The sequence below is a fragment of the Corynebacterium sp. KPL2734 genome (genome assembly GCF_040225595.1).
Classification (GTDB): Bacteria; Actinomycetota; Actinomycetes; order Mycobacteriales; family Mycobacteriaceae; genus Corynebacterium; species Corynebacterium rhinophilum.
Genome location: NZ_JBEHFO010000006.1, coordinates 1 through 22,488 on the forward strand (window position 1 = coordinate 1; position 22,488 = coordinate 22,488).

Below are 22,488 nucleotides of genomic sequence, written 5' to 3' on the forward strand. Positions count from 1 at the left end.
CGTCTCGCCATAGTAGTCATTCTGGTTCATCTCCTTATGCGGGTTGGGTTCCCACACACAAACCATTAGACACTCTCTCTCATGAGACATGCGGAACGATGTCATGGAACCAGACAATCGCGTGTGAACTGTTCTCAGTACCTGGACATGGTGGTAGATTACCATTCTTGCCAACCCGACTGGGCTGGACATCAGGTGTCCACCAAACAGGGGTCAGGTCCCGAAGTATTGTATTTCGCTACCCCACAAAAATAGAAAGCGGGTAATATCTCACTCAATCTGTCATCACAGGGTCGTAAAAGGAGCGGAACTAATCCTAGGGCGTTTCAAAGTGTTGCGTGAGCGGAAAGTCTTCGACAAGCCAATCACCTGCCGCTAGGAGGTCTTCTAGTGGTGCATGCGCTAAAACACGAGTCGGCGGTATTCTTTGTGTCAACAATTGGCTTCAAATGAATTTTAATTCGAAACCTCAGCTATGCAGACTCAAACAGCATAGATACCCCAAGAACCCAATTTCCGGGGTCAGGACCGATGTTGTTTTTCGGATCTGGATTCTGTGTAAAGGGATGGGTTGAAAATTTACGCCTTTTGGCCTTTTCCGTCAGCAGCAGCTAAAGTTGTAGCCCTATGTGTTCGCTCGTCGGCAAGCAGCTGGCGAAGCGCTTCCCGCAGGTCTCCACCGGCCGCTGTTGGGAAGCGAATGGATGCTTAGCGCTGGCCGGCAGTTCCGAGACAGACTTTCAAGGAGTCATTTTGTCTACTTTCCACCCAAAGAGCGGTGACATCACCCGCAAGTGGTACGTCATCGATGCTACTGACGTGGTGCTGGGCAAGCTTGCTTCCACCGTGGCAGACCTGCTGCGCGGCAAGCACAAGCCACAGTTCGCACCCAACGTTGACACTGGTGACCACGTCATCATTATCAACGCTGACAAGATTCACGTTTCTTCCACCAAGCGCGACCGCGAAATGCGCTACCGCCACTCCGGTTACCCGGGCGGTCTGAAGTCCATGACCCTGGGTCAGTCTTTGGACGCCAACCCGGTCCGCGTTATCGAAGAATCTGTTGCCGGCATGATGCCGCACAACAAGCTCTCCCGCGCTTCCATCAAGAAGCTGCACGTCTTCGCAGGCGATGAGCACCCGTACGCCGGTCAGAAGCCGGAAACCTTCGAGTTTAAGCAGGTGGCACAGTAATGGCTGAGCAGAACATCGACAACAATGTAGCCGAGGCTGCTGACATCGCTGCAGCAAGCGCCGCTACCGAAGAGTTCACCAACACCATCGGTGATTCGTTGGCTAGCGCCAACGCTGAGACCGAGGCAGAGGTTGAGACCGCTGCTCCGGTCCACGAGGGCCCAATCCAGACCGTCGGTCGCCGTAAGCGCGCCGTCGCTCGCGTTCGCCTCGTTGCTGGCTCCGGCCAGATCGTGGTCAACGGCCGCGAGTTTGCTGAGTACTTCCCGAACAAGCTGCACCAGCAGGACATCCTCACCCCGCTGACCCTGCTGGACCGCGAAAACCAGTTTGACCTGAAGGTCACCGTTAACGGTGGTGGCCCGACCGGTCAGTCCGGCGCCCTGCGCCTGGCTATCGCTCGTGCACTGAACATCTACAACCCGGCTGATCGCTCCGCCCTGAAGAAGGCTGGTTTGCTCACCCGTGACGCTCGTGCAGTTGAGCGTAAGAAGGCTGGTCTGCACAAGGCACGTCGCGCACCGCAGTACTCCAAGCGTTAATCTCGCTCCTACTGCGCGCGCAAGCGCCATACACTGCCGCTGCTTCCCATTCTGGGAGGCGGCGGCTTTGTCGTTTTATTGCTCTTGCCGATGCCCATTCGATTGCGCCCGCTATTCCCTCCTAGTCGGCCTTCGGTAAGCCTCTTAACGCTTAACCGTGCTCCGGGCTGAGCGGCCCCGCTGAGGCCGTTGTGGGGCCCGTGGGCGCCGCTATGCGCCACGGACTGTGGAGTAGAAAAGCCCGCCTCCCATCGCGGAAGCCTGATTGCGCAGTGCGATGGGGGCGGGCTAGGGGCTAGGGAAGGGCCCGATTAAGCAGAGAGATTACTCATTGTCATCTGCGGTCTTGTCCTTGGTTTTCTTCTGTGCAAAGTCCTTGAGCTCGGTGCGGCGCTCTTCGCGGAGGGCGGCTTGCTCTGCAAGGTATTCATCCGACGCGTTGATGGTGTACCACTCGTGGAGGTATGGGTCGTCGTTTTCAATTTCAGCCCCGGCACCGTGGTTTTCAGGAACGGCAGAAGAGCTGAAGACGAAGTCGCCATTGTGCTCTTGGAGGCCCAAGTGGGTGCCGCGCTCAATGGCGGCATGGGCATATTTCCTGCGCAGGATTGCAGGGTCGCGTGCCAAGTCCTTGCCCCACGCCACCATGATGCCGATGAGGATGAAGGTAAACGGTAGCGAGCTGGAGACCATGATGGACTGCAGGCCGCTGAGTGCATCCTTGCCGGCGATAAGGAGCAGGGACAAGGAAATGCCGCCTAGGGCAACACCCCAAATTGCAGAAATCAATGTCGAGGGAATCGGTCGACCAGATTGGGACATAGAGCCCATGACGTTGGTAGCGGAGTCAGCGGCCGTATTGAAGAAGACCACCACAGCAAGGAGGACAATGACCGTGGTGATGCTAGATAGCGGCAGCGATCTCATGAGGTCGAACATCACATTTTCGCCGGAACCTTCAATCTCAATCCCGTCTCCATCCAGGTGAGTCTTGATTGCGGTGGCACCAAAGATGACGTACCAGAAAAGGGAAAGGGTGGTGGGTACGAGCATGATGACGAAGACGAATTCGCGAATGGTGCGCCCGCGGGAAATCTTCGCGATGAACATACCGACGAAGGGCGACCAGGAAATCCACCATGCCCAGTACAGCATGGTCCATGCGGTGACGAATTCCTTCTCCGGTTCACCCTGGGAGGCGGACAAAGACATCATGTCTTCGAAGTGCTTGAAGAACTGCAGCAGGGAGGCGGGAATTAGATCCAGAATGTAGAGCGTTGGCCCAGTGATGAGCACGAAGACCGTGAGTCCGATGACCAGGCCCATGTTGATATTGGACAGGATGCGGATGCCGCGCTTGATGCCGGACATTGCGGAAAGAATGAAAAGGATGGTGAGGATCGTAATGATCACCACCATGATTCCATTGCCTTCGAGAGGTTTGCCAGTAAGAATTGAGGTTCCCGTGCGGATCTGCAGGGCGCCGATACCCAGCGAGGTCGCCGTGCCGAAGAGAGTAACCAACACTGCGAAGATATCGACGATCTTTCCAAATACTCGGTTATTCGAATCCGTAATGAGGGGTTCAAATAGCGAGGAAATAAGCGGGATGCGGCCGCGTCGATAAGCGGCATAGGCAAGCGCGCCGCCCACCAGCGCAAAGATCATCCATGGCAACGTCGCGTGGTGCAGAACCGCCTGGGCAAAGGCCGGAAGGATGGCTTCTTGGCTGCCGGATTCTACGCCAGAGAGATACGGCGGTGGAGTCAAGAATAGGGCAAGCGGCTCCATCGGACCATAGAAGACCAGACCGATTCCCATACCAGCGGCAAAAAGCATGGCGATCCAGGCGTTCCGGGAGAAATCGGGCTTGGAATCATCGGCGCCGAGCTTAATTTTTCCGGTTGGGGCGATAGCGATTGTCAGCAGGAATGCCGTGGTGGCAATCATGATGATCGTAAATAGCCATCCAAAGTTTTGGACAACCCACGCCCGCATGGTACTTCCTGTGCTGGCCAGATTATCTGGGGCGATGATGGCCCATAGGATAACGGCAAATGTAGATGCCAAGGCCACCGCAAAGACCGTTTTATTGGTCTTAAAATCAGCGCGGGTGTTTTCGACACTTACTCCGGGGATGAGGGCTGGATGAATAGCGCGTTCCCCAGAAGCGGCTTTCGCAATGGCTGACCGTGCCTTCTGCGAGGTAGTTTCAGGTGACTTGTCACCTGAAGATCTAGGTTCGTTCATCGTTGATCCTCTCTAAGGCAAGGGAGTGAAATGTAACCTATCTAATAATTCCACACAAAGGAGGAATTGGACGAGTTTAGGGGCACTCACGACGAATGCCAAAACGAAAACCGGGGTGACATTGATTGTGAAAAGGCTTCTTGCCGCGGTTTTGCCACCTTTCTCTTGCAGTCGGTAACCTCCCGGTTCATGCCCTCGTCATCTATACGAGCCTTCTCGGCCTGTATAGAACTTGTGCTACAGAAGGTGTCGTCCACTTTTGAATCGTTTAAAGTAAAGCCCGCCATTCAAGACGGAAGAAAATCCTTTTGTCTTGAAGGCGGGACTTGGTGAACTACTTATTACTCGGAGAAACTAATTCTTGGAGCTGCTGTTTTTATCGTGTTTCTCTGTAAAATTTTCGACCTCTTCTCGTTGCTTACGGCGAAGATCCGCTTGGTTAGCAAGGTACTCTTCGGTCGCAGATTCGGTGTACCACTCGTGGAGGTAGGGATCAGCGCTATCAATTTCTGCCCCAGCGCCTAGGTTTTCCGGCACGGGGGAAGAACTGAACACGAAGTCACCCTTGTGTTCTTGGAGCCCAAATTGGACGCCCCGAGCAATCGCTGCATCCGCGTATGAATTACGTAGGATGGCTGGGTCGCATGCTAAGTCTTTGCCCCACGCCACCATGATGCCAATGAGGATGAGGGCGAAGGGCAATGAGCACGACACCATGATGGATTGCAGGCCGCTCAGGGCCTCTTCACCAGCAATGAGTAATAGTGCCAAGGATATTCCGCCTAGTGCAGCTCCCCAGATTACGGAGATGGGGGTAGAAGGAACCGGCCGACCCGATTGGGACATCGACCCCATGACATTGGTTGCGGAGTCAGCGGCAGTATTAAAAAAGACAACCACGGCAATGAGCACGACCACTGTAGTGACGCCAGCGAGCGGAAGCGTTCTTAAGACATCGAACATCACATTTTCGCCGGATCCTTTGATTTCGATTCCATCTCCGTCAAGGTGAGTCTTGATGGTCGTAGCGCCAAAGATGACATACCAGAGTAGAGATAGGGTCGTCGGGACGAGCATAATGACGAGTACGAATTCACGAATCGTGCGTCCGCGGGAAATCTTCGCGATGAACATGCCGACGAAGGGCGACCAGGAAATCCACCACGCCCAGTAGAGCATCGTCCAAGCGGTCACAAATTCCTTTTCTGTTTCACCTTGCGAAGGCGCGACGGACATCATATTTTCGAAGTTCTTAAAGAACTGCAGTACCGCTGCAGGAACCATATCGAGGATGTACATGGTGGGCCCTGCGATGAGGACAAAAAGCCCTAAACCGATTACAAGGCTCATATTGATGTTCGACAAAATGCGGATGCCGCGCTTGATGCCCGACATGGCAGAGAGAATGAAAATGACGGTGAGGATCGAAATAATCACCACCATGATTCCATCGCCTTCCAAAGGCTTGCCGGTAAGAATTGAAGTTCCCGTGCGAATCTGCAGAGCACCAATGCCTAGCGAAGTGGCCGTACCGAACAGGGTGACTAACACCGCGAAGATATCTACGATTTTCCCGAACACCCGGTTATTGGAATCTGTTACAAGAGGCTCGAACAAAGATGAAATGAGGGGAAGGCGTCCGCGCCGGTAGGCCGCATAAGCAAGTGCACCGCCGACCAGTGCATAAACCATCCAGGGCAGCGTAGCTTGGTGCAGAATTGCTTGAGAAAATGCGGGAAGTACTGCCTCTTTACTAGCTGGTTCCACATCTGAGAGGTAAGGCGGTGGTGTCAAAAAGTGAGAAAGCGGTTCCATCGGGCCATAGAAGACCAATCCGATCCCCAAGCCGGCCGCAAATAACATGGCAATCCATGAAATCCGAGAGAAATCGGGCGTCGAATCATCCGCGCCGAGTTTAATTTTTCCTGTTGGGGCGATTGCAATTGAAAGCAGGAAAATCGTAGCTGCGATCATGATGATCGTGAAAAGCCATCCGAAGTGTTGGACGACCCAAGATTGTAGTTGGCTTCCTGTGCTTGCCAAGTTGTCTGGTGCGATGATCGACCAAATGATAATGCCGATGGTAGCGGCCAAAGCCACTGCGAAAACTGATTTATTTGTTTTGAAATCGGCGCGAGTGTTTTCGACACTTACTCCGGGGATGAGGGCAGGATGTATGGAACGTTCTCCTGAAGCGGCTTTCGCAATGGCTGACCGTGCCTTCTGCGAGGCAGTTTCAGGTGATCTGGCATCTGAAGATCTAGGTTTATTCATTGTTGATCCTCTCTAAAGCATTTGAGTGATATGTAACCTATTTAATGATTTCACATAATGATGGCGTTAGACGGGCGTCAAAACCTTGCTCTGAGGCTGAGCGGCAGCTTGAATTGATTCTGGAGAGTTGGGGAGTAGCCACCTTCAGCCCAAACATGCAACCGGCGGGTCCTACAAGGCATAATTGTCTGCATGACTCGACTATTTGGAACCGATGGAGTTCGCGGCCTCGCGAATAAAAAGCTGACTCCCATTTTGGCCTTGACGCTGGGACAAGCGGCTGCAGAGGTCTTTACTGCGCAGCGCGAATCTTATGAGCGCCGCCCCTTGGCAATCATCGGCCGTGACCCCCGCGTATCGGGCGAAATGCTCGATGCCGCTATCGCCGCAGGCTTGGCGTCTCGCGGCGTGGACGTTGTGCGCGTGGGGGTGCTTCCTACCCCAGCTATCGCCTTTTTGACGGATGATTATGGTGCGGATCTCGGCGTGATGATCTCTGCCTCCCACAACCCGATGCCCGATAATGGCATTAAGTTTTTCTCCGCTGGCGGTAAGAAATTGCCGGATAGCGTCGAAGATGAGATTCAGGCCGCGATGGATAACCTCGTTGAGGAAGGCCCAACGGGCACCAAGTTGGGCCGGATTATCTCGGAGGCTCCCGATGGACGCGAGCGCTACCTAGAGCACCTCAAGGAAGTCGTATCCACTGACTTAAGCGGCATCAAGGTGGTCGTGGATGCGGCTAATGGCGCGGCGTCTAAGGTCGCTCCCAGTGCCTATGAAGCAGCAGGCGCTGAGGTTATTCCGATTTACCACCGGCCCAATGCCTTTAATATCAACGAGAACTGTGGTTCCACCCATATTGAAAAAGCCCAGGCAGCGGTGCTTGAGCACGGTGCCGATTTGGGCCTTGCCCACGATGGCGATGCGGACCGCTGCCTCGCCGTCGATGCCGAAGGCAATGTGGTCGATGGTGATCAGATCATGGCCTTGCTCGCGGTGGGCATGAAGGAAGACAATGACCTGCGCTTTAATACGCTCGTGGCCACGGTCATGTCCAACCTCGGCTTGACTCTCGCCATGGAAAAGCAAGGTATTGAGGTCCGTCACGCGGCGGTGGGCGATCGCTATGTGCTTGAAGAACTCCACCGCGGCGATTTCTCCTTGGGTGGCGAGCAATCTGGGCATGTCGTGCTTCCTGATGACTCCACTACCGGCGATGGCACCCTCACCGGCCTTTCCATCATGGCGCGCATGGCCAAGTCTGGAAAGAGCTTGAAGGAACTGGCATCCGTGATGACCGTATTGCCGCAGGTGCTCATCAATGTTCCGGTATCCAATAAGGCCGCGATCATGGATTCTGCCGAGGTTAAGCAAGCCATCGTGGAGGCAGAAGAAGAGCTCGGGGAGACCGGCCGCGTGCTGCTGCGCCCCTCCGGCACCGAAGAGCTGTTCCGCGTCATGGTGGAAGCGGCAGAAGAGGAACACGCCCGCAAGGTAGCAGGTAGGCTTTCTGCCGTCGTCGCCTCGGTCTAGGTAGATAAGAAAATAAGAAGTATCGGGGAACCATTTGGTATAAACCCCAGTCCAATGAAGGTGAGCACACTTACCGCATATGGATTTGGGGATTTATACCGATGTCTGAGGTTTTCCTTCGCCCTGCAGAGGCGATGTCTGCACTACAACAAGCTATAAGCGCCAATGATGAACAGCGCCAAGCTCACCGCGCCGACGTTCCAGACTTTCCTATTGCCGCGGCAGGGAGGAGATTTTCTGGGCACGGGGAGCGCATCCGCAGCATCCTCGCGCGCATTCATGACAATGGAACGTGGCGCTTAGACAATATCTCTGCCACAGGTCAGGCAGCGCACGATCAGATGCGCGCATTCGCCACGTATGATTCCAGCTTTAGCCGCTCCTTTGCAGGAGAGAGCGGAAAGGCCGTGGACTAGTGAGTACGCTGACTAAATCGCTTTTAGGGGATTATTCCGCCGCCATTTCGCAGTTCCAATTGGCCTGCCTGGGACATTACTCCGGTCCCAGCATGCCATTGGGGCTTCTAGGTGAGCTCATCAGCGCGGTAGATGGCATCGCCCCACAAAACATACTGCGTCATACCATCTCCGCGGTGGGAGGAAATCTCCCGCACGGCGGCGGGAAGGGGCTTGCGGATTTCCTGCGCACGGATGACTCTGAGATTGCCCATGGAACCTTGCGCGAGCACCTGACCGGCATTCAAAAAGACTTTGATATCCACCGCGATGAAGGCAAGCAGCTTACGGACTCTGCCAAGCAATGCTCGGGCGCTATTTCCGATGTCGTCGATACCTCCGATACCGCACTGACCGAGCTGATCTCCGCGGTCATCCCACTGCTCAATATCTTGTCCATGGTGGCTACCAGGCACCCGCTGGCCAAGTTCATTATTCCCATCGTGTCTACCATTGGTTCGAAAATCATCGATGACACCAATGACTCCATCGCCAGCACGTGCCGGGACCGCGATGATGCCATTGAATCCTGTTACGACGAGTTCGAATCCCGGTGCGAATGCGTCTGCGAGCGTCCTCTGCCTGAGGAATGCCCCGAGCCAGCAGAGGCCGAGGAGGATACCTGCCCACCACCGGTGGAAAAGTGCCCAGATACGCCAGACCCCACGCGGCCGATGCCCAATGGCGGGGGCGACACCGCCTCCAACCCGCCACAGCCAGCGCAACCAACGCAGCCCGCATCCACCGCTGAATGCCCGCCCAAGCCGGAGCCGATGCCGGAACCAAAGCCAGATCCGAAACCGGCACCACTACCAGATCCAAAGCCAGCACCGGCCCCACAGCCAGCACCTGAACCCACACCTGAGCAGCATCCTTCCGAGTGCCAGTGCCAACAGTGCCGCGGTTCGGTGAACAATGATCCTCAACCGACCGAACCCACGACCACGCCGGCGCATGCGGACCCAGATCCAGAGCCCGAACCAGAACCGAAACCACAAGATTGCCCACCGGAACAACAGGAACAACCCGCACCCCAGCCTGAACAGGACCCAGTCCCTGAGCCTGTGCCAGAGGATACTGAGTGCGAAGAGGAACCAACAGCACCGGCTGCAGTGGAAGAAGATGCAGCTTGTGACATCGAGTCCTCCTGCAGCGGCAGCTTGGGAATCGTCGGCGCCGGAATTGCTTTGGTAGGCGTAGGACTCATCATTGAGGGCGCTGCAGAATGCCTAGAAAATATCGCGGATGCCGATTGCCCGGCCCCAGGACCGGAGCCTGCGCCTGAGCCAGAACCCGAGCCGGAACCTTGCCCTGAACCAGAACCAGAACCGGAACCCGAACCGTGCCCAGAACCTGAGCCTCAACCCGAACCCGAGCCTGAACCGTGCCCGGAAGACGGAACAATTGAGCCGCCTCCGGAGCTTTCCCAGGTAGAAGAGCCAGCCCCGCCTCCAGAAAAGGTGCAGCACTTGCAGGCAGCAGAAGCCGCTGGAGCTGGAGCACCTGCGCCAGAGCCGCAGCCTCAACCTGAGCCAGCACCAGCGCCAGCACCGGAATCTGAACAGCCACCGGCCCCGGCACCGGCACCTACTCCGGATCCCGAGGCTGATACCCAGCTTGCGCCAGCGCCAGACTCAGATGAACCATCCGTGACTGCACGAAAGGCAGGGCAGTGGTAATGAATAACGATTTTGCAGAATTCGCGCAGGGATTTCGCGAGCGCACCGCGCGACGCATGTTGGAATTTGAAAAAAGCCTGGCTAAGGCCCAAGACGAGCTAGAAAAGTCCACGGCCAAGGCCGTCCAACAGGCCAAAAATGAGCAGCATGGGGGAAGGGAAGGTGATGCGGTGGGGCATCGGCAAGCAGCTGCTGGAACGTGGCGCCGAAATGCTGCTGCCCCAACGCGTGGCAATAACGCATCGGGGCAGGTGAAATCTGTGCTGCGACGTGGATAGGTCTAGTTCAGCGAGTTAGCTTTTAGTCATCGCGGGAAACGCCGGCGCGCTCGGCCAGTTCATCGCCGGTAAAGCTTTCTACCTTCTTCGCACTCGCCTCAGGATCCGCAAAGCCGTCATAGGCGGACTCGCCGGCAAGGGTGGAAAGCAAGAAACCGGTGACAAGACCGCGGGCGATTTCGGTGGGGCCGGATTGGAAGGCGCCGGAACCGATGGCCAATTTGCGGAAGCGATCTTCGCTAAAGCCAGCCTGAGTGCCCTTGTCGATGGCCCGGTACGCCACCTGGCCACGCCAGTTATAGGCCAGCTTGGCGGGGTTTCCGGCATTGAAAATGTCATCGCGACCAGAGCCAATGACTAGGCCCGGAGTATCGAGGCTGCGAGCGGCCTCGACGGAGGACGGGGCGGTCACTGCGGGATAAATCGCTGCGACGGCCTTGACCTTCGGGTTATCAACCGCGCTCAAAACCGCGGTGCCGCCTCCCATGCCGTGGCCAATCATGCCGAGCTTGCCCGGCGATACGGTAATATTGCCGGTTCCGAGTTTTACCCCAGCGGCGATCTGCAACGCAGATTCCATGTCTGCAGACAGGTTGCGGTGGTCAGGGAACATGCCGGTCTCAGAATCGGGGGCGACCACGACGATGCCCCAGCTGGCGAGGTGGCGCAGCGTGGCGTGGTAATCCTTGATTTTGTGCATCCAATCGTGGCCAAAGGCGACGGCGGGCAAGCCTTGGCCTTCCGCAGGGGTATAAACCTTGCCGGTAATACCTGCATAATCGAGGTCGCCAACCAGCACGCGGTTGCGGCCACGCTTCGATAATGTTCCGAGGTGTTTATTCAAATTCGCAGACACGCATTCTAGGATAGATGAAGATCACCCCGTGCTGGTGGCAAGGGGTGGCGAGTGGCACATGCGGGGGATTCGCGGAGGCCAAAAGGGGTGCGCGGCGCCGAAGTTGTATGGGTTGCCTTACTTGCGCGCCGGCGAGAAAGCAGGCGAAAATGTGCACTAGGTAACATTCTCTATGCTTCTCTGGGAAGGCAGGTCGCCGCATATGACTACCGGCACCCTCAAGATCGACCAATTATTTTCGCAGGATGGGCCGGAGGTAAAGACCGGCATCATCGACAGGGTGGCCTATGCCTCCGATGCCTCGCACTACCTCTACACCCCAAAGGCCGTTATTGAAGCGCGCTCGGCAGAACACGTGGCCGCCATTTTCAAAGCGGGGCGGCAGCACGGTATTCCGGTGACCTTGCGCTCGGGCGGCACCTCCTTGGCTGGCCAGGCCTCCGGCGAGGGCTACCTGGTGGATGTGCGCAAGCATTTCCGGGGCATAGAAGTCCTCGATGACGGCAAGCGGGTACGCGTGCAGCCAGGGGCAACCGTGCGCCAGGTCAATGCGCGTTTGGGGCTGCGCAACCGCAAGCTCGGCCCAGACCCGGCCAGCGAAGCGGCCTGCACCATCGGCGGCGTGGTGGCGAATAATTCTTCCGGCATGGCCTGCGGCACCGAATTCAATACCTACAACACCTTGGAATCGCTGACCTTTGTCTTGCCTTCCGGCACGGTGATCAATACCGCGGACACGGATGCGGACCGGCAATTCCAGGCACAAGAACCCGAGCTGGTGGATACGCTGACCCGCCTGCAGCGCCGCGTGCGCGATAATCAGGAATCAGTAGATATCATCCGCCGCCACTTCCAGCTGAAAAATACGATGGGCTACGGGCTTAATTCCTTCCTGGATTTTGATAGCCCAGTCAAGCTTTTTGAGCACCTCTTGGTGGGCTCCGAAGGAACACTCGCATTTATCGCGGAAGCGGTCTTTCGTACCGTGCACATCTCTTCCCTCACGACGACTACCGTGGCGGTCTTTAATAATCTCTCCGCCGCTACGAAGGCGCTGCCTTCCCTGGTGGAGACCGGTGCTGCCACCCTGGAGCTGATGGATTCTGCCTCCATTCGCGTGGGCCAAGGCTTTGATAAGGTCCCGCAGGCCATTACTGGTTTCGATGTGGATTCGCAGGCCGCGCTGCTCATCGAGTACCAATCCGATGACAAGGAAGAGCTGCGGGAAAAAGAAAACAAGGGCTCGTCCCTTTTGCGTGAATTGGACCTGCAATCGCCGGCGGAGTTTTCTGCCGATATTCCCACCCGCACCGCCGCGTGGAATTTCCGCAAGGGCCTGTATGCACAGGTGGCAGAAGCGAGGCCCTCCGGCACCACGGCGCTATTGGAAGACGTTGTGGTGCCGGTGGGTGATTTGGCTGATACCTGTTCCTCCTTGCAGGAGCTTTTTACCCGCTATTCTTACGACGATGCGGTCATTTTCGGCCACGCGAAAGACGGCAATATCCACTTCCTTCTAACGGACCGCTTCGAAGGCGATAGCGCCATTGGCCGCTACAACAACTTCAATGAGGAAATGGTGGACTTGGTGCTTTCGGCAGAGGGAAACCTCAAGGCCGAACACGGCACCGGCCGCGCCATGGCCCCGTATGTGCGCCGCCAGTACGGCGATGAGCTCTACGAGGTCATGCAGCAGCTCAAGCGCGCCTGCGATCCCACCGGGACCATGAACCCAGGCGTCATCCTGGACGATGACCCCGATGCACACATTACAAATATCAAGCTCAACCCCACGGTGGAAGAAGAAATCGACCCGTGCGTTGAGTGCGGCTATTGCGAGCCGGTCTGCCCGTCGAGGGATCTCACCTTGACCCCGCGCCAGCGCATCGTGGTGCGCCGCGCCCGCCAGCGGGCGCAGGAAAATGGCGATACGCACTTGGTTGCAGAACTCGATGAGGCTTATGAGTACATGGGCATCGATACGTGCGCCGTGGATTCCATGTGTCTAACCGCCTGCCCGGTGGGCATTGATACCGGTAAATTCATCAAGAAGCTGCGCCACGAGAATGCCGGGGCCGCAGAAGAAAAGGTCTGGTCTACTGCCGCCAAGAATTGGCAGGTCACCAGCCGCGGTGCCGCAACGGCGCTAACCGGCGCGCACATGCTGCCGGCGCAGCTGGTCACGAAGGTTACCGACGTCGCCCGCTCGCTCGTCGGCCCCGATACCGTGCCGGGATACCAGCCGGAGTTAGGAAAGGGCGGCAAGTCCCGCGAGCGCCTGGCCGGGCGCGTGGGCGATCGCTATGCAGAGACCTCGGGAATCTATCTTCCAGCCTGCGTAAACTCCATGTTCGCCCCACAAGGCGAGGGCATGGGTGCCACTGAGGCCTTCATTACCGTCTTGGAGAGGGCGGGGATCGCGCTGGAGATTCCCAAGGGCATCGAGAAGCTCTGCTGTGGAACGCCATGGTCCTCAAAGGGCATGCGCAAGGGCCACGACATTATGGAGCAGCGCGTGCGCGAGACCGTCATGGAGGCCACAGATAACGCCCGCCTGCCCGTGATCGTGGACGCTTCCAGCTGTACCACGGGCTTTCAGGAAATGCTGGAATCCGTTGGCATTACCGTCATCGATGCGCTGAGCTTTACCGCCGATACGCTGCTACCGCGCCTCGAGACCACCCAGCCGGTGGATTCTATGACGATTCACCCGACCTGTTCGGCGTTCCAGCTCGGCATGATGGGCGATGTGGAAAAGGTCGCCCGGGCCGCAGCTACGGAGGTGCACGTACCCACCGCCTGGAATTGTTGCGGTTATGCCGGCGACCGCGGCATGCTCCACCCAGAGCTTACGGAGTCCGCCACCCGCGCCGAGGCCGCCCAGGTCACGGAGCTGGGCGCGCAGTATCACGCCTCTACCAACCGCACGTGTGAGCTGGGCATGACCCGCGCCACCGGCGAGGATTACCACCACGTCCTGGAGATGCTGGAGCGCGCTACCCGCTAACGGTCCGGCAAGGAAGGGGCGCGGCTGCTTGCCGATGCCCCCTCTTCTCCCGCAACCCGGTCAGCTGCAGTGCGGGAGGGTTGCTCACCGAGGGCGCGAAAACTAGCGGTGTGAAGGCCAGTTTTCAGTAACTATAAACGGCCCGAATTAGTATGCGGCCATAAATAACAGGCCCTAGTCCAACCCCCGGTTCGTGTTGACCAATGAGGTAGGATTCCTTTTTATGTGTGGAATTGTTGGATATGTTGGTCACGCTAGCGGTGACCGCGAATACTTCGCTCTGGATGTAGTCGTGGAAGGTCTGCACAGACTGGAATACCGCGGCTATGACTCCGCTGGTGTGGCGATGTACGCCGATGGGGAGATTAGCTGGCGGAAAAAGGCGGGCAAGGTTGCAGCCTTGGACGATGAGATCGCAGCCCGTCCGCTGAAGGATTCCGTGTTGGGAATCGGGCACACCCGTTGGGCCACCCACGGTGGTCCGACCGATCTCAATGCACACCCGCACGTCGTTGACGGTGGCAAGCTGGCCGTGGTGCACAACGGCATCATCGAAAACTTCGCGGAGCTGCGCACCGAGCTGTTGAACAAGGGCTACAACTTCGTTTCTGAAACCGATACTGAAGTCGCCGCGGCCTTGCTTGGCGATGTTTTCCACAACGACGCCGCAGGTGACCTCACCAAGGCAATGCAGTTGACCGCTAAGCGCCTCGACGGTGCGTTTACCCTGCTGGCTATTCACGCTGACCAGCCGGATCGCATCGTTGCTGCCCGCCGCGATTCGCCCTTGGTCATCGGCTTGGGTGAGGGCGAGAACTTCTTGGGCTCTGACGTATCGGGCTTTATTGACTACACCAAGTCCGCAGTGGAAATGGACAATGACCAGGTGGTCACCATCACTGCTGACGATGTGGTCATTACTGACTACGACGGCAACCCCACCGAGGGCAAGTCCTTTGAGATCAAGTGGGACGCGGCCGCCGCTGAAAAGGGCGGTTTTGATTCCTTCATGGAAAAGGAAATCCACGACCAGCCTGCCGCTGTACGCGATACCTTGCTGGGTCGCTTTGATGAGCAGGGGCAGCTGACTCTGGATGATTTGCGCATCGATGAGTCGGTCTTGAAGTCCATCGATAAGATCATCGTGATCGCCTGCGGCACGGCGGCCTATGCTGGCCATGTGGCGCGGTACGCCATCGAGCACTGGTGCCGCATCCCCACCGAGGTCGAGCTCGCCCACGAGTTCCGCTACCGCGATCCGATCGTTAATGAGAAGACCTTGGTCGTGGCCTTGTCCCAATCCGGTGAGACCATGGACACCCTGATGGCCGTGCGCCACGCCCGCCAGCAGGGCGCAAAGGTCATCGCCATCTGCAATACGCAGGGCTCGTCCATTCCGCGCGAATCCGATGCGGCGCTCTACACCCACGCGGGTCCCGAAATCGCGGTGGCTTCCACCAAGGCTTTCTTGGCGCAGATCACCGCGACCTACCTGCTGGGCCTGTACCTGGCACAGCTGCGCGGCAATATGTTCTCCGATGAAATTCAGGGGGTTCTTGCTGAGCTGCGCAATATGCCGGACAAGGTACAAACCGTCATTGATGAAGAGCAGCAGGTAGCTGGCCTGGCCAACTCCATGAAGGATGCGGAATCCGTGCTCTTCTTGGGCCGCCACGTAGGCTTCCCGGTTGCCCTTGAAGGCGCGCTGAAGCTTAAGGAGATCGCCTACCTGCACGCAGAAGGTTTTGCCGCAGGCGAGCTCAAGCACGGCCCGATCGCGCTGATTGAAGAGGGCCAGCCGGTCTTCGTCATCGTGCCGTCCCCGCGCGGGCGCGATTCGCTGCACTCCAAGGTGGTATCCAATATCCAGGAAATCCGCGCCCGCGGTGCCATCACCATCGTGATCGCAGAAGAAGGCGATACCGCGGTAGAGGATTACGCTAACCACGTCATCCGCGTGCCAAAGGCGCCGACGTTGATGCAGCCGCTCCTTGCTACGGTTCCCCTGCAGATCTTTGCCGCACACGTGGCAAAGTCCAAGGGCTACGACGTTGACCAGCCGCGCAACCTGGCCAAGTCCGTGACCGTGGAATAACCTTTCCGGCGCCGCAAACCCCTTTCTCGCCCTTGCTTGCACGGGCGGGGGAGGGGTTTATACGTATCTGCAGTAAATTCAGCGCGCGGGTGGAAAGTGGCACAATAGTGGCATGCTGAAAACCACAATTGACCTTGCTGCCATCGCGCATAATGTGCGGCTGATTAAGGAGAAGATCGGCCCAGACGTCAAGCTGATGTGCGTGGTGAAGGCGGATGCTTACGGGCACGGGGTAGAAAGGGTCGTGCCCGTGATGCTGGAAGCAGGGGCGGATTCCATTGGCGTCGCCACGCTGACAGAAGCCGTGCAGCTGCGGCGCATGGGTGTGGATTCACCCATCGCGGCATGGATTTGGCAGTCGGATCAGGTACTAGAAGAGGCCTTGGCTTCTGGCATCCAGATTGCGGTCAATTCCCCGGCGCAGGCCCAGAAGCTGGTGGAAGCGGAAATCCCCGCCGAGGTCTATATCAAGGTCGAAACCGGAATGCACCGCTCTGGGGTGGATAAGGCGGACTGGGATGAGGTTTTCGCGCTGCTGCGGGATGCCCCGCATATCACCGTCTTGGGCCTCATGTCCCACTTTGCCTGCGCGGACGATCCGGATGACGCCCATAATGACGCCCAGGAAGAAGAGTTTCGGCGCGCCCTGGATGTGGCGCGTGCGGCCGGGCTGGAGTGCCCGGTTAATCATTTGGCCAATTCACCAGCCACGCTCTCGCGCCCGTCGGCGCACTTTGACCAGGTGCGCGTCGGCCTCGCGTGCTACGGGCTCGAGCCCATCGCTGGGCGGGACCATGGCTTGCGCCCTGCAATGACGTGGTCCGGAAACGTCTTTGGGCTTAAGCCGATCGACAAGAATGAGGCCACCAGTTACGGGCGCACGTGGAGCGCGGATAAGCCAGGTTTTCTGGCCACGGTGGATTGTGGCTATGCCGATGGCCTGCCGCGCGCGTGCCAGGGCCACCTTCAGGTGGGCATCGGCGGGCGGCTGTATCCCCAGGTAGGCCGGGTGTGCATGGACCAAATTGTGGTGGATCTAGGAGAAAACCCGCACGGCATTGCACCCGGTGATGAGGTGACCATCTTTGGCCAGGGCGGCATGTCTGCCACAGAGCTTGCTGATGCTGTGGGCACCATCAACTATGAAGTGGTCTGTCGGCCCACCGGCCGCACTGAACGCGAATATATAGGAGAGGCCGATGCGCAGTAATTTTCCGGAGTCTGGAACCCGCGATCTGGCAACGGTGGAACAGACCCATGCCTGCGGCAAGGAACTGGGCGCCGCGCTGGAAGCCGGCGATGTCGTCATCTTGGATGGCCCATTGGGCGCGGGCAAGACCACCTTCACCCAAGGCATAGCCCAGGGCATGCAGGTCAAGGGCCGGATTACCTCGCCCACGTTCGTCATCGCCCGCGTGCACCGCTCCCGGGTTGGGGGGCCGGACCTGGTGCATGTGGATGCGTACCGCCTCTTGGACGAGGGAGGCTCCAATTCCGGCGATCCCCTGGGGGAGCTGGATGCCTTGGATTTGGATACCGAGCTTGCCGATGCCGTCGTCGTCGCCGAATGGGGCGGCGGCCTTATCGAGCAGATTGCGGATTCCTACCTCTTTGTCAGCATCGACCGCGAACCGGCGGAGTTCGCCAGCGCCGATGAGGACGTGCGCCGCGTCAGTTGGTCGTGGCGACACAATGATTAGGTAGGTCTCATTAATTTGAAGGTATAAGTGATGGATATCGTAGGGCGTCAAGTTGCTTTAGGTAATTAAGGTGCGGGATCCTTGAAGGGTGTTAGATCTCCTAGCCTCCAGTCCTCTGCTCGCCCTTTTTGCCATCATGGCCATCGGTTTGGCCATCGGCAAAATCAAATTCTTTGGTATTTCTTTGGGTGCCGCGGCCGCGATGTTCGTGGCGCTCGGGCTGTCTACCGCCAATCCGGATATCCAGATTCCACCGCTGGTGTATCAATTCGGCTTGGCCATTTTTGTTTATGCCATTGGCCTGAACTTCGGACCGTCGTTCGTCCGCGAATTTGCTACCCGTGGCTGGAAGCTGACCGTCTTTATGATCGGCATGTTGGTCCTGTTGGTCGGCGTGGGCTTTGGGCTTATCCACGTCTTCGGCCTCGAAACCGATGTGGCCGCTGGTATGTTTGCCGGTTCGCTGTCGTCCACGCCAGGTATGGCAGCGGTGGTGGATATGCTGGGCAATTCCACCCCGGTCGTCGGCTATTCGCTGGCTTATCCGGGCGCGGTCATCGGCGCGATCCTGGTCGCCGCCATCGGCGCGAAGGTTCTCAAGGTAGACCACGAGGCGGACGCCAAGGAAGAGGGAATGATTCCCGCCCCGCTGGTGGCCAAAGGCGTGCGGCTGACCAAAGACTTCCCGGATACGGCCGGACACCTTTATCAAGTAACCGGGCACAGCGTAGTGGCCACCCGCGAGATCTCCGATATGGAAAATCACCGTCTGGCACAGCCGGATATGCCCCTGCGCAAGGGCGAAGCATTCCTTATTAATGGCTCCGAAAAAGACGTCGCCGGTGCCATCGAGGTGCTCGGTGAGGAATACCCCGTCGAGCTCACCCCAGAGGCGGGCCTGGAATTTAAGCGGATAACCGTGTCTAATCCGCAAATTGCGGGCAAGCGCATCCGCGATATCGATGCGCTCGAGCACGGTTTTATCATCGCGCGCGTGCGCAAGGGCGATAGCGATGCGGTCCCGCACCCGGATATGGTGCTGAATTACTCCGACCGCGTGCGCGTGGTGTGCAGCTCGCACCACGTGCGCGAAGTGCGAAAGTACTTGGGCGATTCCGAATCGGCGCTCGGCAATGCTGACCTCTTATCCATGTCCATCGGTTTGACCTTGGGTATGCTGCTGGGCCTTATCCCCATTCCCATGCCGGGCGGATCGACCCTGCAGCTCGGGTTTGGTGGCGGCCCCGTCGTGGTCGGCCTATTCCTCGGCTACCTGAACCGCACCGGCCCCATCAATTGGCAGATGCCCTTCCACACCAGGGAAACACTTTCGAACCTGGGGCTGACGCTCTTCCTGGCGGGCGTGGGGACATCGGCAGGCGCATCGTTCCGCGATGCGCTTACGGATCCGTCCTCGCTGACCATCATCGGCGTCGGCTTTATCATTACCTTGGTATCGGCCATCCTCATCGGCGTCATCGGCATGCTGGTGCTGCGCTTGAAGTGGGACGAGGCCATGGGCTGTGCGGCGGGCATGACCACGAACCCGGCAGTATTTGCCTATATCCGGGGCCAAACCGGCACGGAGCTGGCTGGGCGCGGCTGGGCAACGGTGTACCCGACCACCATCATTGGCAAGATTATCGCCGCTCAGGTGCTGTTATTGTTATTGCTTTAGCCCCGTATGCCCCGCGCTAATTATTCACCCACTGGGTAAGCCGCCTACACTGGCAGGCACTACCCCGTGGGTGAGTGTTTGTTGGCCGCCGAGTAGCCTCGGTAAAAAGAACTGACAATCACTTCACCATATGTACATATAGGACCCCCTTGACCCGAGGAGCGTTACTCACCCCATGACTAAATTTGCTCGCAACCTGACCACGACCATTATCGCGCTGTTTATCATTGTGATGATGGTGCTCGTTGCCGGGGCCACCCTGCGTGATGAGGATTCCTTGGAAGGCAACCTCACCAACACCTTGCAGCATGCCCCGCGGAACCTCGAGGTAATGTCGCTCATTCCTTCTGATGTCTACGGCGCCGACTACAGCGCCATCGGCTTCATTTGCGAGGGCATGGCAGAAGACAAGGTCAAGGAAGCCGCCCCGAACCCTGATGACATCACCTTCGAGGACGGCGTCGTTCCTGAGGGCAAGAGCTACGTCATGGCGCTGGGCCACAACGTTGATCTCTATGTAGAGGAATTGGATTCCTCCGAGGTCGAGGTCTGCGAGATGATCAACACCCAGGTTAAAGCCATGGAGCAGCAGGGCCACGGCCTAGACGGCGGGGTTCCGCTGGTCCAGGGCTCCCAGCCGCTGACCTTCCAGAGCGATGACGGCGTGTGGAAGCTGGTCGGCTAATGCGCGCCCTGGCCATCGATACGGCGACGACGGCCCTGGTCACCGGGGTAGTCGATACCGAGGCTGGGCAGACCACGCAGCGAGTTCTGGCCGATACGCGCGCGCACAATGAACGGCTCATGCCCACCATCCTCGAGGTGATGAGCGAGGCCGGGCTTGAGCTCGGTAACCTCGATGCCGTCGTTGCAGGCATGGGGCCTGGCCCCTTTACCGGCTTGCGCGTTGGCATGTCCACGGCATCGGCGCTTGCCGATGCCCTCTCCATCCCCCTCCACGGCGTCTGCACCCACGATGCCATCGCGCATACCGCGCTAGCAGGGGCGAATGAAAAGGACGCGGCGCTGGTCGCCACCGATGCCCGGCGCAAGGAAATTTATTGGGCCACCTACCGCGCGGGGCAACGCCTTATGGGCCCAGGGGTATCGAAGCCGGGGGATCTCACCCTGGAGGGGATCGCGCAGATCATCATTCCAGAAAAACTGGCTGACCAGCTGCCGGGAGTGCTGGCTGCGCTGCCGCGTGGTGAGGCCGCGCCCACTGCCGAGGGCCTAGTGGCCGTCGCGCAACTAGATGCGGATCCAGAACCATTCGTACCGATGTACCTGCGCCGGCCCGATGCGGTTCCACCCAAAAAGCAGCAGCTTTCCCCGGCCATTCCAGAGGTACACCTGTGAACCTGCGCGAGCTTACTCCCGCCGATGCGCCGCGCTGCGCCGAGCTGGAAAAGGTGCTGTTTCCTGGCGAAACCCCGTGGACGGCAGCGGTATTTGAGCAAGAAATGGCCCAGCCCTTCACCTTCTACCTCGGGGTGGAAGGTGCCCTTGACCCCGCAGCGCCGGAGGACGGCGAGGATCCAGTCCTCCTAGGCTATGCCGGCATCGGCATGATGGGCCCGGCCGCAGACCCAGAGTTTGAAATCCACACCATCGGCGTCGATCCGCAGGCACAGCGCCGCGGTATCGCGCGCATGATGATGGATAATATTTGCTATATCGCGGACCTAAAAAGCGCGCCGGTCTTTTTGGAGGTGCGCGTGGGAAACGATCCCGCCATCGAGCTGTACCGGCGCTACGGTTTTAGCATCGAGGGGATTCGCCGCAATTACTATCAGCCCTCCGGCGCGGATGCGCACGTGATGGTGCGTCCCAGCCAGTCCCCGCAAGCACGCCAGCGTGAAGCAAAGGAGCAGTAATGAAGGTTATGGGCATCGAGTCCTCCTGCGATGAGACCGGGGTGGGCATCGTCGAATTGGGCCAGGATGGCCACATGGATATCGTGGCCAACGCCGTTGCTTCTTCCATGGAGCAGCACGCGCGTTTCGGCGGCGTCGTGCCCGAAATCGCTTCGCGCGCGCACTTGGAAGCCATGCCGCAGGTGATGCGGGCGGCGTTGGAAGAGGCGGGCATCGATAAGCCGGATGCCATTGCAGCCACGGTGGGCCCAGGCCTGGCCGGCGCCCTGCTCGTTGGCGCCTCTGCCGCCAAAGCCTATGCCGCGGCGTGGAATGTGCCCTTTTATGGTGTCAACCACCTCGGCGGCCATGTGGCCGTGGCCAACCTGGAGGGCGAAACGCTGCCGCACTCGGTGGCCCTGCTGGTATCCGGCGGGCACACCCAGCTGCTCGAGGTCGAGGCCGTGGGAAAGCCGATGCGCGAGTTGGGCTCCACGCTTGATGATGCCGCCGGTGAGGCCTACGACAAAGTCTCCCGCCTTTTGGGCTTGGGCTATCCGGGAGGTCCGGTCATAGATAAGCTGGCTGCGCGCGGTAGCGCCACCATCGCCTTTCCCCGTGGCATGTCGCGAGCCGAAGACCTGCGCGGACCGCACCGCCATGATTTTTCTTTTTCCGGCCTTAAAACGGCCGTCGCTCGCTATGTCGAACGTGCCGAACAGGCTGGTGAGACCATATCCGTCGAGGACGTCTGTGCCTCGTTCCAAGAGGCGGTGGCCGATGTGTTGACCGCCAAGGCCATCCGCGCCTGCGAAGATACCGGTGCCAAGGTGCTCCTGCTCGGCGGCGGCGTGGCGGCTAATTCTCGGCTGCGCGAGCTGGCGGCCGAGCGTTGTAGCGCCGCTGGGGTAGAGCTGCGCGTGCCGCGCTTGCAGCTGTGCACCGATAATGGCGTGATGATAGCGGCGATTGGGGCCCAGCTGATTCACGAGGGCGCGCAGCCCTCCGGGCTTGGCGTGGGCACCGATACGCAGATGGAAGTGGAAGAACCTCAGTTAACCTAAAGTTCTTTTTCCTCGCACTGC

At 58.5% G+C, this 22,488-nt stretch carries 18 protein-coding genes; 15 read left to right on the top strand and 3 right to left on the bottom strand.

Annotated elements, in window-relative coordinates; all coding sequences use genetic code 11:
- Positions 1 to 753 precede the first annotated feature (753 nt).
- On the top strand, positions 754 to 1,197 hold the full coding sequence (gene rplM, locus ABRP88_RS05395; protein ID WP_034653789.1) for a 50S ribosomal protein L13: 444 nt from the start codon (positions 754 to 756) through the stop codon (positions 1,195 to 1,197).
- Positions 1,197 to 1,739, top strand: coding sequence for a 30S ribosomal protein S9 (rpsI, locus tag ABRP88_RS05400; protein ID WP_023025246.1), 543 nt, complete (start codon positions 1,197 to 1,199; stop codon positions 1,737 to 1,739). The genes rplM and rpsI overlap by 1 nt, the downstream gene beginning before the upstream one ends.
- 324 nt (positions 1,740 to 2,063) lie before the next feature.
- Here rpsI and ABRP88_RS05405 read toward each other — a convergent pair whose 3' ends face one another.
- Both ABRP88_RS05405 and ABRP88_RS05410 read right to left on the bottom strand, forming a co-directional pair.
- On the bottom strand, positions 2,064 to 3,989 hold the full coding sequence (locus ABRP88_RS05405) for a BCCT family transporter (protein ID WP_349836528.1): 1,926 nt from the start codon (positions 3,987 to 3,989) through the stop codon (positions 2,064 to 2,066).
- 354 nt (positions 3,990 to 4,343) lie between these two features.
- Positions 4,344 to 6,263 carry a BCCT family transporter gene (locus ABRP88_RS05410; RefSeq protein WP_349836529.1) on the bottom strand — a complete coding sequence of 640 codons (1,920 nt, stop codon included), beginning with the start codon at positions 6,261 to 6,263 and terminating at the stop codon, positions 4,344 to 4,346.
- Positions 6,264 to 6,455: 192 nt separating this feature from the next.
- Between ABRP88_RS05410 and glmM the strand changes: the two genes are divergently transcribed.
- The 4 genes from glmM to ABRP88_RS05430 all read left to right on the top strand — a co-directional run bounded on the left by glmM (position 6,456) and on the right by ABRP88_RS05430 (position 10,211).
- On the top strand, positions 6,456 to 7,799 hold the full coding sequence (glmM, locus tag ABRP88_RS05415; RefSeq protein ID WP_284770174.1) for a phosphoglucosamine mutase: 1,344 nt from the start codon (positions 6,456 to 6,458) through the stop codon (positions 7,797 to 7,799).
- 101 nt (positions 7,800 to 7,900) lie between these two features.
- Entirely contained in the window at positions 7,901 to 8,215 is a 315-nt protein-coding gene (locus ABRP88_RS05420) for a hypothetical protein (protein WP_349836531.1), read from the top strand.
- Positions 8,215 to 9,933: a hypothetical protein gene (locus ABRP88_RS05425; protein ID WP_349836533.1), complete on the top strand. Its 1,719-nt coding sequence runs from the start codon at positions 8,215 to 8,217 to the stop codon at positions 9,931 to 9,933. The genes ABRP88_RS05420 and ABRP88_RS05425 overlap by 1 nt, the downstream gene beginning before the upstream one ends.
- The gene (locus ABRP88_RS05430) at positions 9,933 to 10,211 is read left to right on the top strand and encodes a hypothetical protein (protein WP_349836534.1); all 279 of its coding nucleotides are present in this window, start codon (positions 9,933 to 9,935) and stop codon (positions 10,209 to 10,211) included. Before ABRP88_RS05425 ends, ABRP88_RS05430 begins: the two co-directional genes overlap by 1 nt.
- A 22-nt stretch (positions 10,212 to 10,233) precedes the next feature.
- On the opposite strand, the gene ABRP88_RS05435 is transcribed toward ABRP88_RS05430, so the two are convergent.
- Positions 10,234 to 11,067 (bottom strand): dienelactone hydrolase family protein, encoded by an 834-nt coding sequence (locus ABRP88_RS05435; RefSeq protein WP_349836536.1) that lies wholly within the window; start codon positions 11,065 to 11,067, stop codon positions 10,234 to 10,236.
- 202 nt (positions 11,068 to 11,269) lie between these two features.
- Between ABRP88_RS05435 and ABRP88_RS05440 the strand changes: the two genes are divergently transcribed.
- From ABRP88_RS05440 to tsaD, 9 genes are all read left to right on the top strand, one after another.
- Entirely contained in the window at positions 11,270 to 14,074 is a 2,805-nt protein-coding gene (locus ABRP88_RS05440; RefSeq protein ID WP_349836537.1) for an FAD-binding and (Fe-S)-binding domain-containing protein, read from the top strand.
- Between the two features lie 223 nt (positions 14,075 to 14,297).
- Complete coding sequence (glmS, locus tag ABRP88_RS05445) at positions 14,298 to 16,169, top strand: glutamine--fructose-6-phosphate transaminase (isomerizing) (protein WP_349836538.1); 1,872 nt, start codon at positions 14,298 to 14,300, stop codon at positions 16,167 to 16,169.
- 112 nt (positions 16,170 to 16,281) lie between these two features.
- The gene (alr, locus tag ABRP88_RS05450; RefSeq protein ID WP_349836539.1) at positions 16,282 to 17,379 is read left to right on the top strand and encodes an alanine racemase; all 1,098 of its coding nucleotides are present in this window, start codon (positions 16,282 to 16,284) and stop codon (positions 17,377 to 17,379) included.
- Complete coding sequence (gene tsaE / locus ABRP88_RS05455; RefSeq protein WP_349836541.1) at positions 17,369 to 17,869, top strand: tRNA (adenosine(37)-N6)-threonylcarbamoyltransferase complex ATPase subunit type 1 TsaE; 501 nt, start codon at positions 17,369 to 17,371, stop codon at positions 17,867 to 17,869. Before alr ends, tsaE begins: the two co-directional genes overlap by 11 nt.
- A gap of 88 nt (positions 17,870 to 17,957) precedes the next feature.
- Positions 17,958 to 19,547 carry an aspartate:alanine exchanger family transporter gene (locus ABRP88_RS05460; protein ID WP_349836542.1) on the top strand — a complete coding sequence of 530 codons (1,590 nt, stop codon included), beginning with the start codon at positions 17,958 to 17,960 and terminating at the stop codon, positions 19,545 to 19,547.
- 175 nt (positions 19,548 to 19,722) lie between these two features.
- Positions 19,723 to 20,232, top strand: a complete 510-nt coding sequence (locus tag ABRP88_RS05465) for a hypothetical protein (protein WP_349836544.1) — start codon at positions 19,723 to 19,725, stop codon at positions 20,230 to 20,232.
- Complete coding sequence (tsaB, locus tag ABRP88_RS05470) at positions 20,232 to 20,906, top strand: tRNA (adenosine(37)-N6)-threonylcarbamoyltransferase complex dimerization subunit type 1 TsaB (protein ID WP_349836545.1); 675 nt, start codon at positions 20,232 to 20,234, stop codon at positions 20,904 to 20,906. The genes ABRP88_RS05465 and tsaB overlap by 1 nt, the downstream gene beginning before the upstream one ends.
- Positions 20,903 to 21,424: a GNAT family N-acetyltransferase gene (locus tag ABRP88_RS05475; protein ID WP_023016776.1), complete on the top strand. Its 522-nt coding sequence runs from the start codon at positions 20,903 to 20,905 to the stop codon at positions 21,422 to 21,424. The genes tsaB and ABRP88_RS05475 overlap by 4 nt, the downstream gene beginning before the upstream one ends.
- Positions 21,424 to 22,467 (top strand): tRNA (adenosine(37)-N6)-threonylcarbamoyltransferase complex transferase subunit TsaD, encoded by a 1,044-nt coding sequence (tsaD, locus tag ABRP88_RS05480; protein WP_349836546.1) that lies wholly within the window; start codon positions 21,424 to 21,426, stop codon positions 22,465 to 22,467. The genes ABRP88_RS05475 and tsaD overlap by 1 nt, the downstream gene beginning before the upstream one ends.
- Positions 22,468 to 22,488 lie beyond the last annotated feature (21 nt).

What these genes read in the sequence shown, in the direction of transcription:
- rpsI (WP_023025246.1), top strand. Translation starts at nt 1,197, where the DNA reads ATGGCTGAGCAGAACATCGACAACAATGTAGCCGAGGCTGCTGACATC.
- ABRP88_RS05405 (WP_349836528.1), bottom strand. Translation starts at nt 3,989, where the DNA reads ATGAACGAACCTAGATCTTCAGGTGACAAGTCACCTGAAACTACCTCG.
- ABRP88_RS05410 (WP_349836529.1), bottom strand. Translation starts at nt 6,263, where the DNA reads ATGAATAAACCTAGATCTTCAGATGCCAGATCACCTGAAACTGCCTCG.
- glmM (WP_284770174.1), top strand. Translation starts at nt 6,456, where the DNA reads ATGACTCGACTATTTGGAACCGATGGAGTTCGCGGCCTCGCGAATAAA.
- ABRP88_RS05420 (WP_349836531.1), top strand. Translation starts at nt 7,901, where the DNA reads ATGTCTGAGGTTTTCCTTCGCCCTGCAGAGGCGATGTCTGCACTACAA.
- ABRP88_RS05430 (WP_349836534.1), top strand. Translation starts at nt 9,933, where the DNA reads ATGAATAACGATTTTGCAGAATTCGCGCAGGGATTTCGCGAGCGCACC.
- ABRP88_RS05440 (WP_349836537.1), top strand. Translation starts at nt 11,270, where the DNA reads ATGACTACCGGCACCCTCAAGATCGACCAATTATTTTCGCAGGATGGG.
- glmS (WP_349836538.1), top strand. Translation starts at nt 14,298, where the DNA reads ATGTGTGGAATTGTTGGATATGTTGGTCACGCTAGCGGTGACCGCGAA.
- alr (WP_349836539.1), top strand. Translation starts at nt 16,282, where the DNA reads ATGCTGAAAACCACAATTGACCTTGCTGCCATCGCGCATAATGTGCGG.
- tsaE (WP_349836541.1), top strand. Translation starts at nt 17,369, where the DNA reads ATGCGCAGTAATTTTCCGGAGTCTGGAACCCGCGATCTGGCAACGGTG.
- ABRP88_RS05465 (WP_349836544.1), top strand. Translation starts at nt 19,723, where the DNA reads ATGACTAAATTTGCTCGCAACCTGACCACGACCATTATCGCGCTGTTT.
- tsaB (WP_349836545.1), top strand. Translation starts at nt 20,232, where the DNA reads ATGCGCGCCCTGGCCATCGATACGGCGACGACGGCCCTGGTCACCGGG.
- tsaD (WP_349836546.1), top strand. Translation starts at nt 21,424, where the DNA reads ATGAAGGTTATGGGCATCGAGTCCTCCTGCGATGAGACCGGGGTGGGC.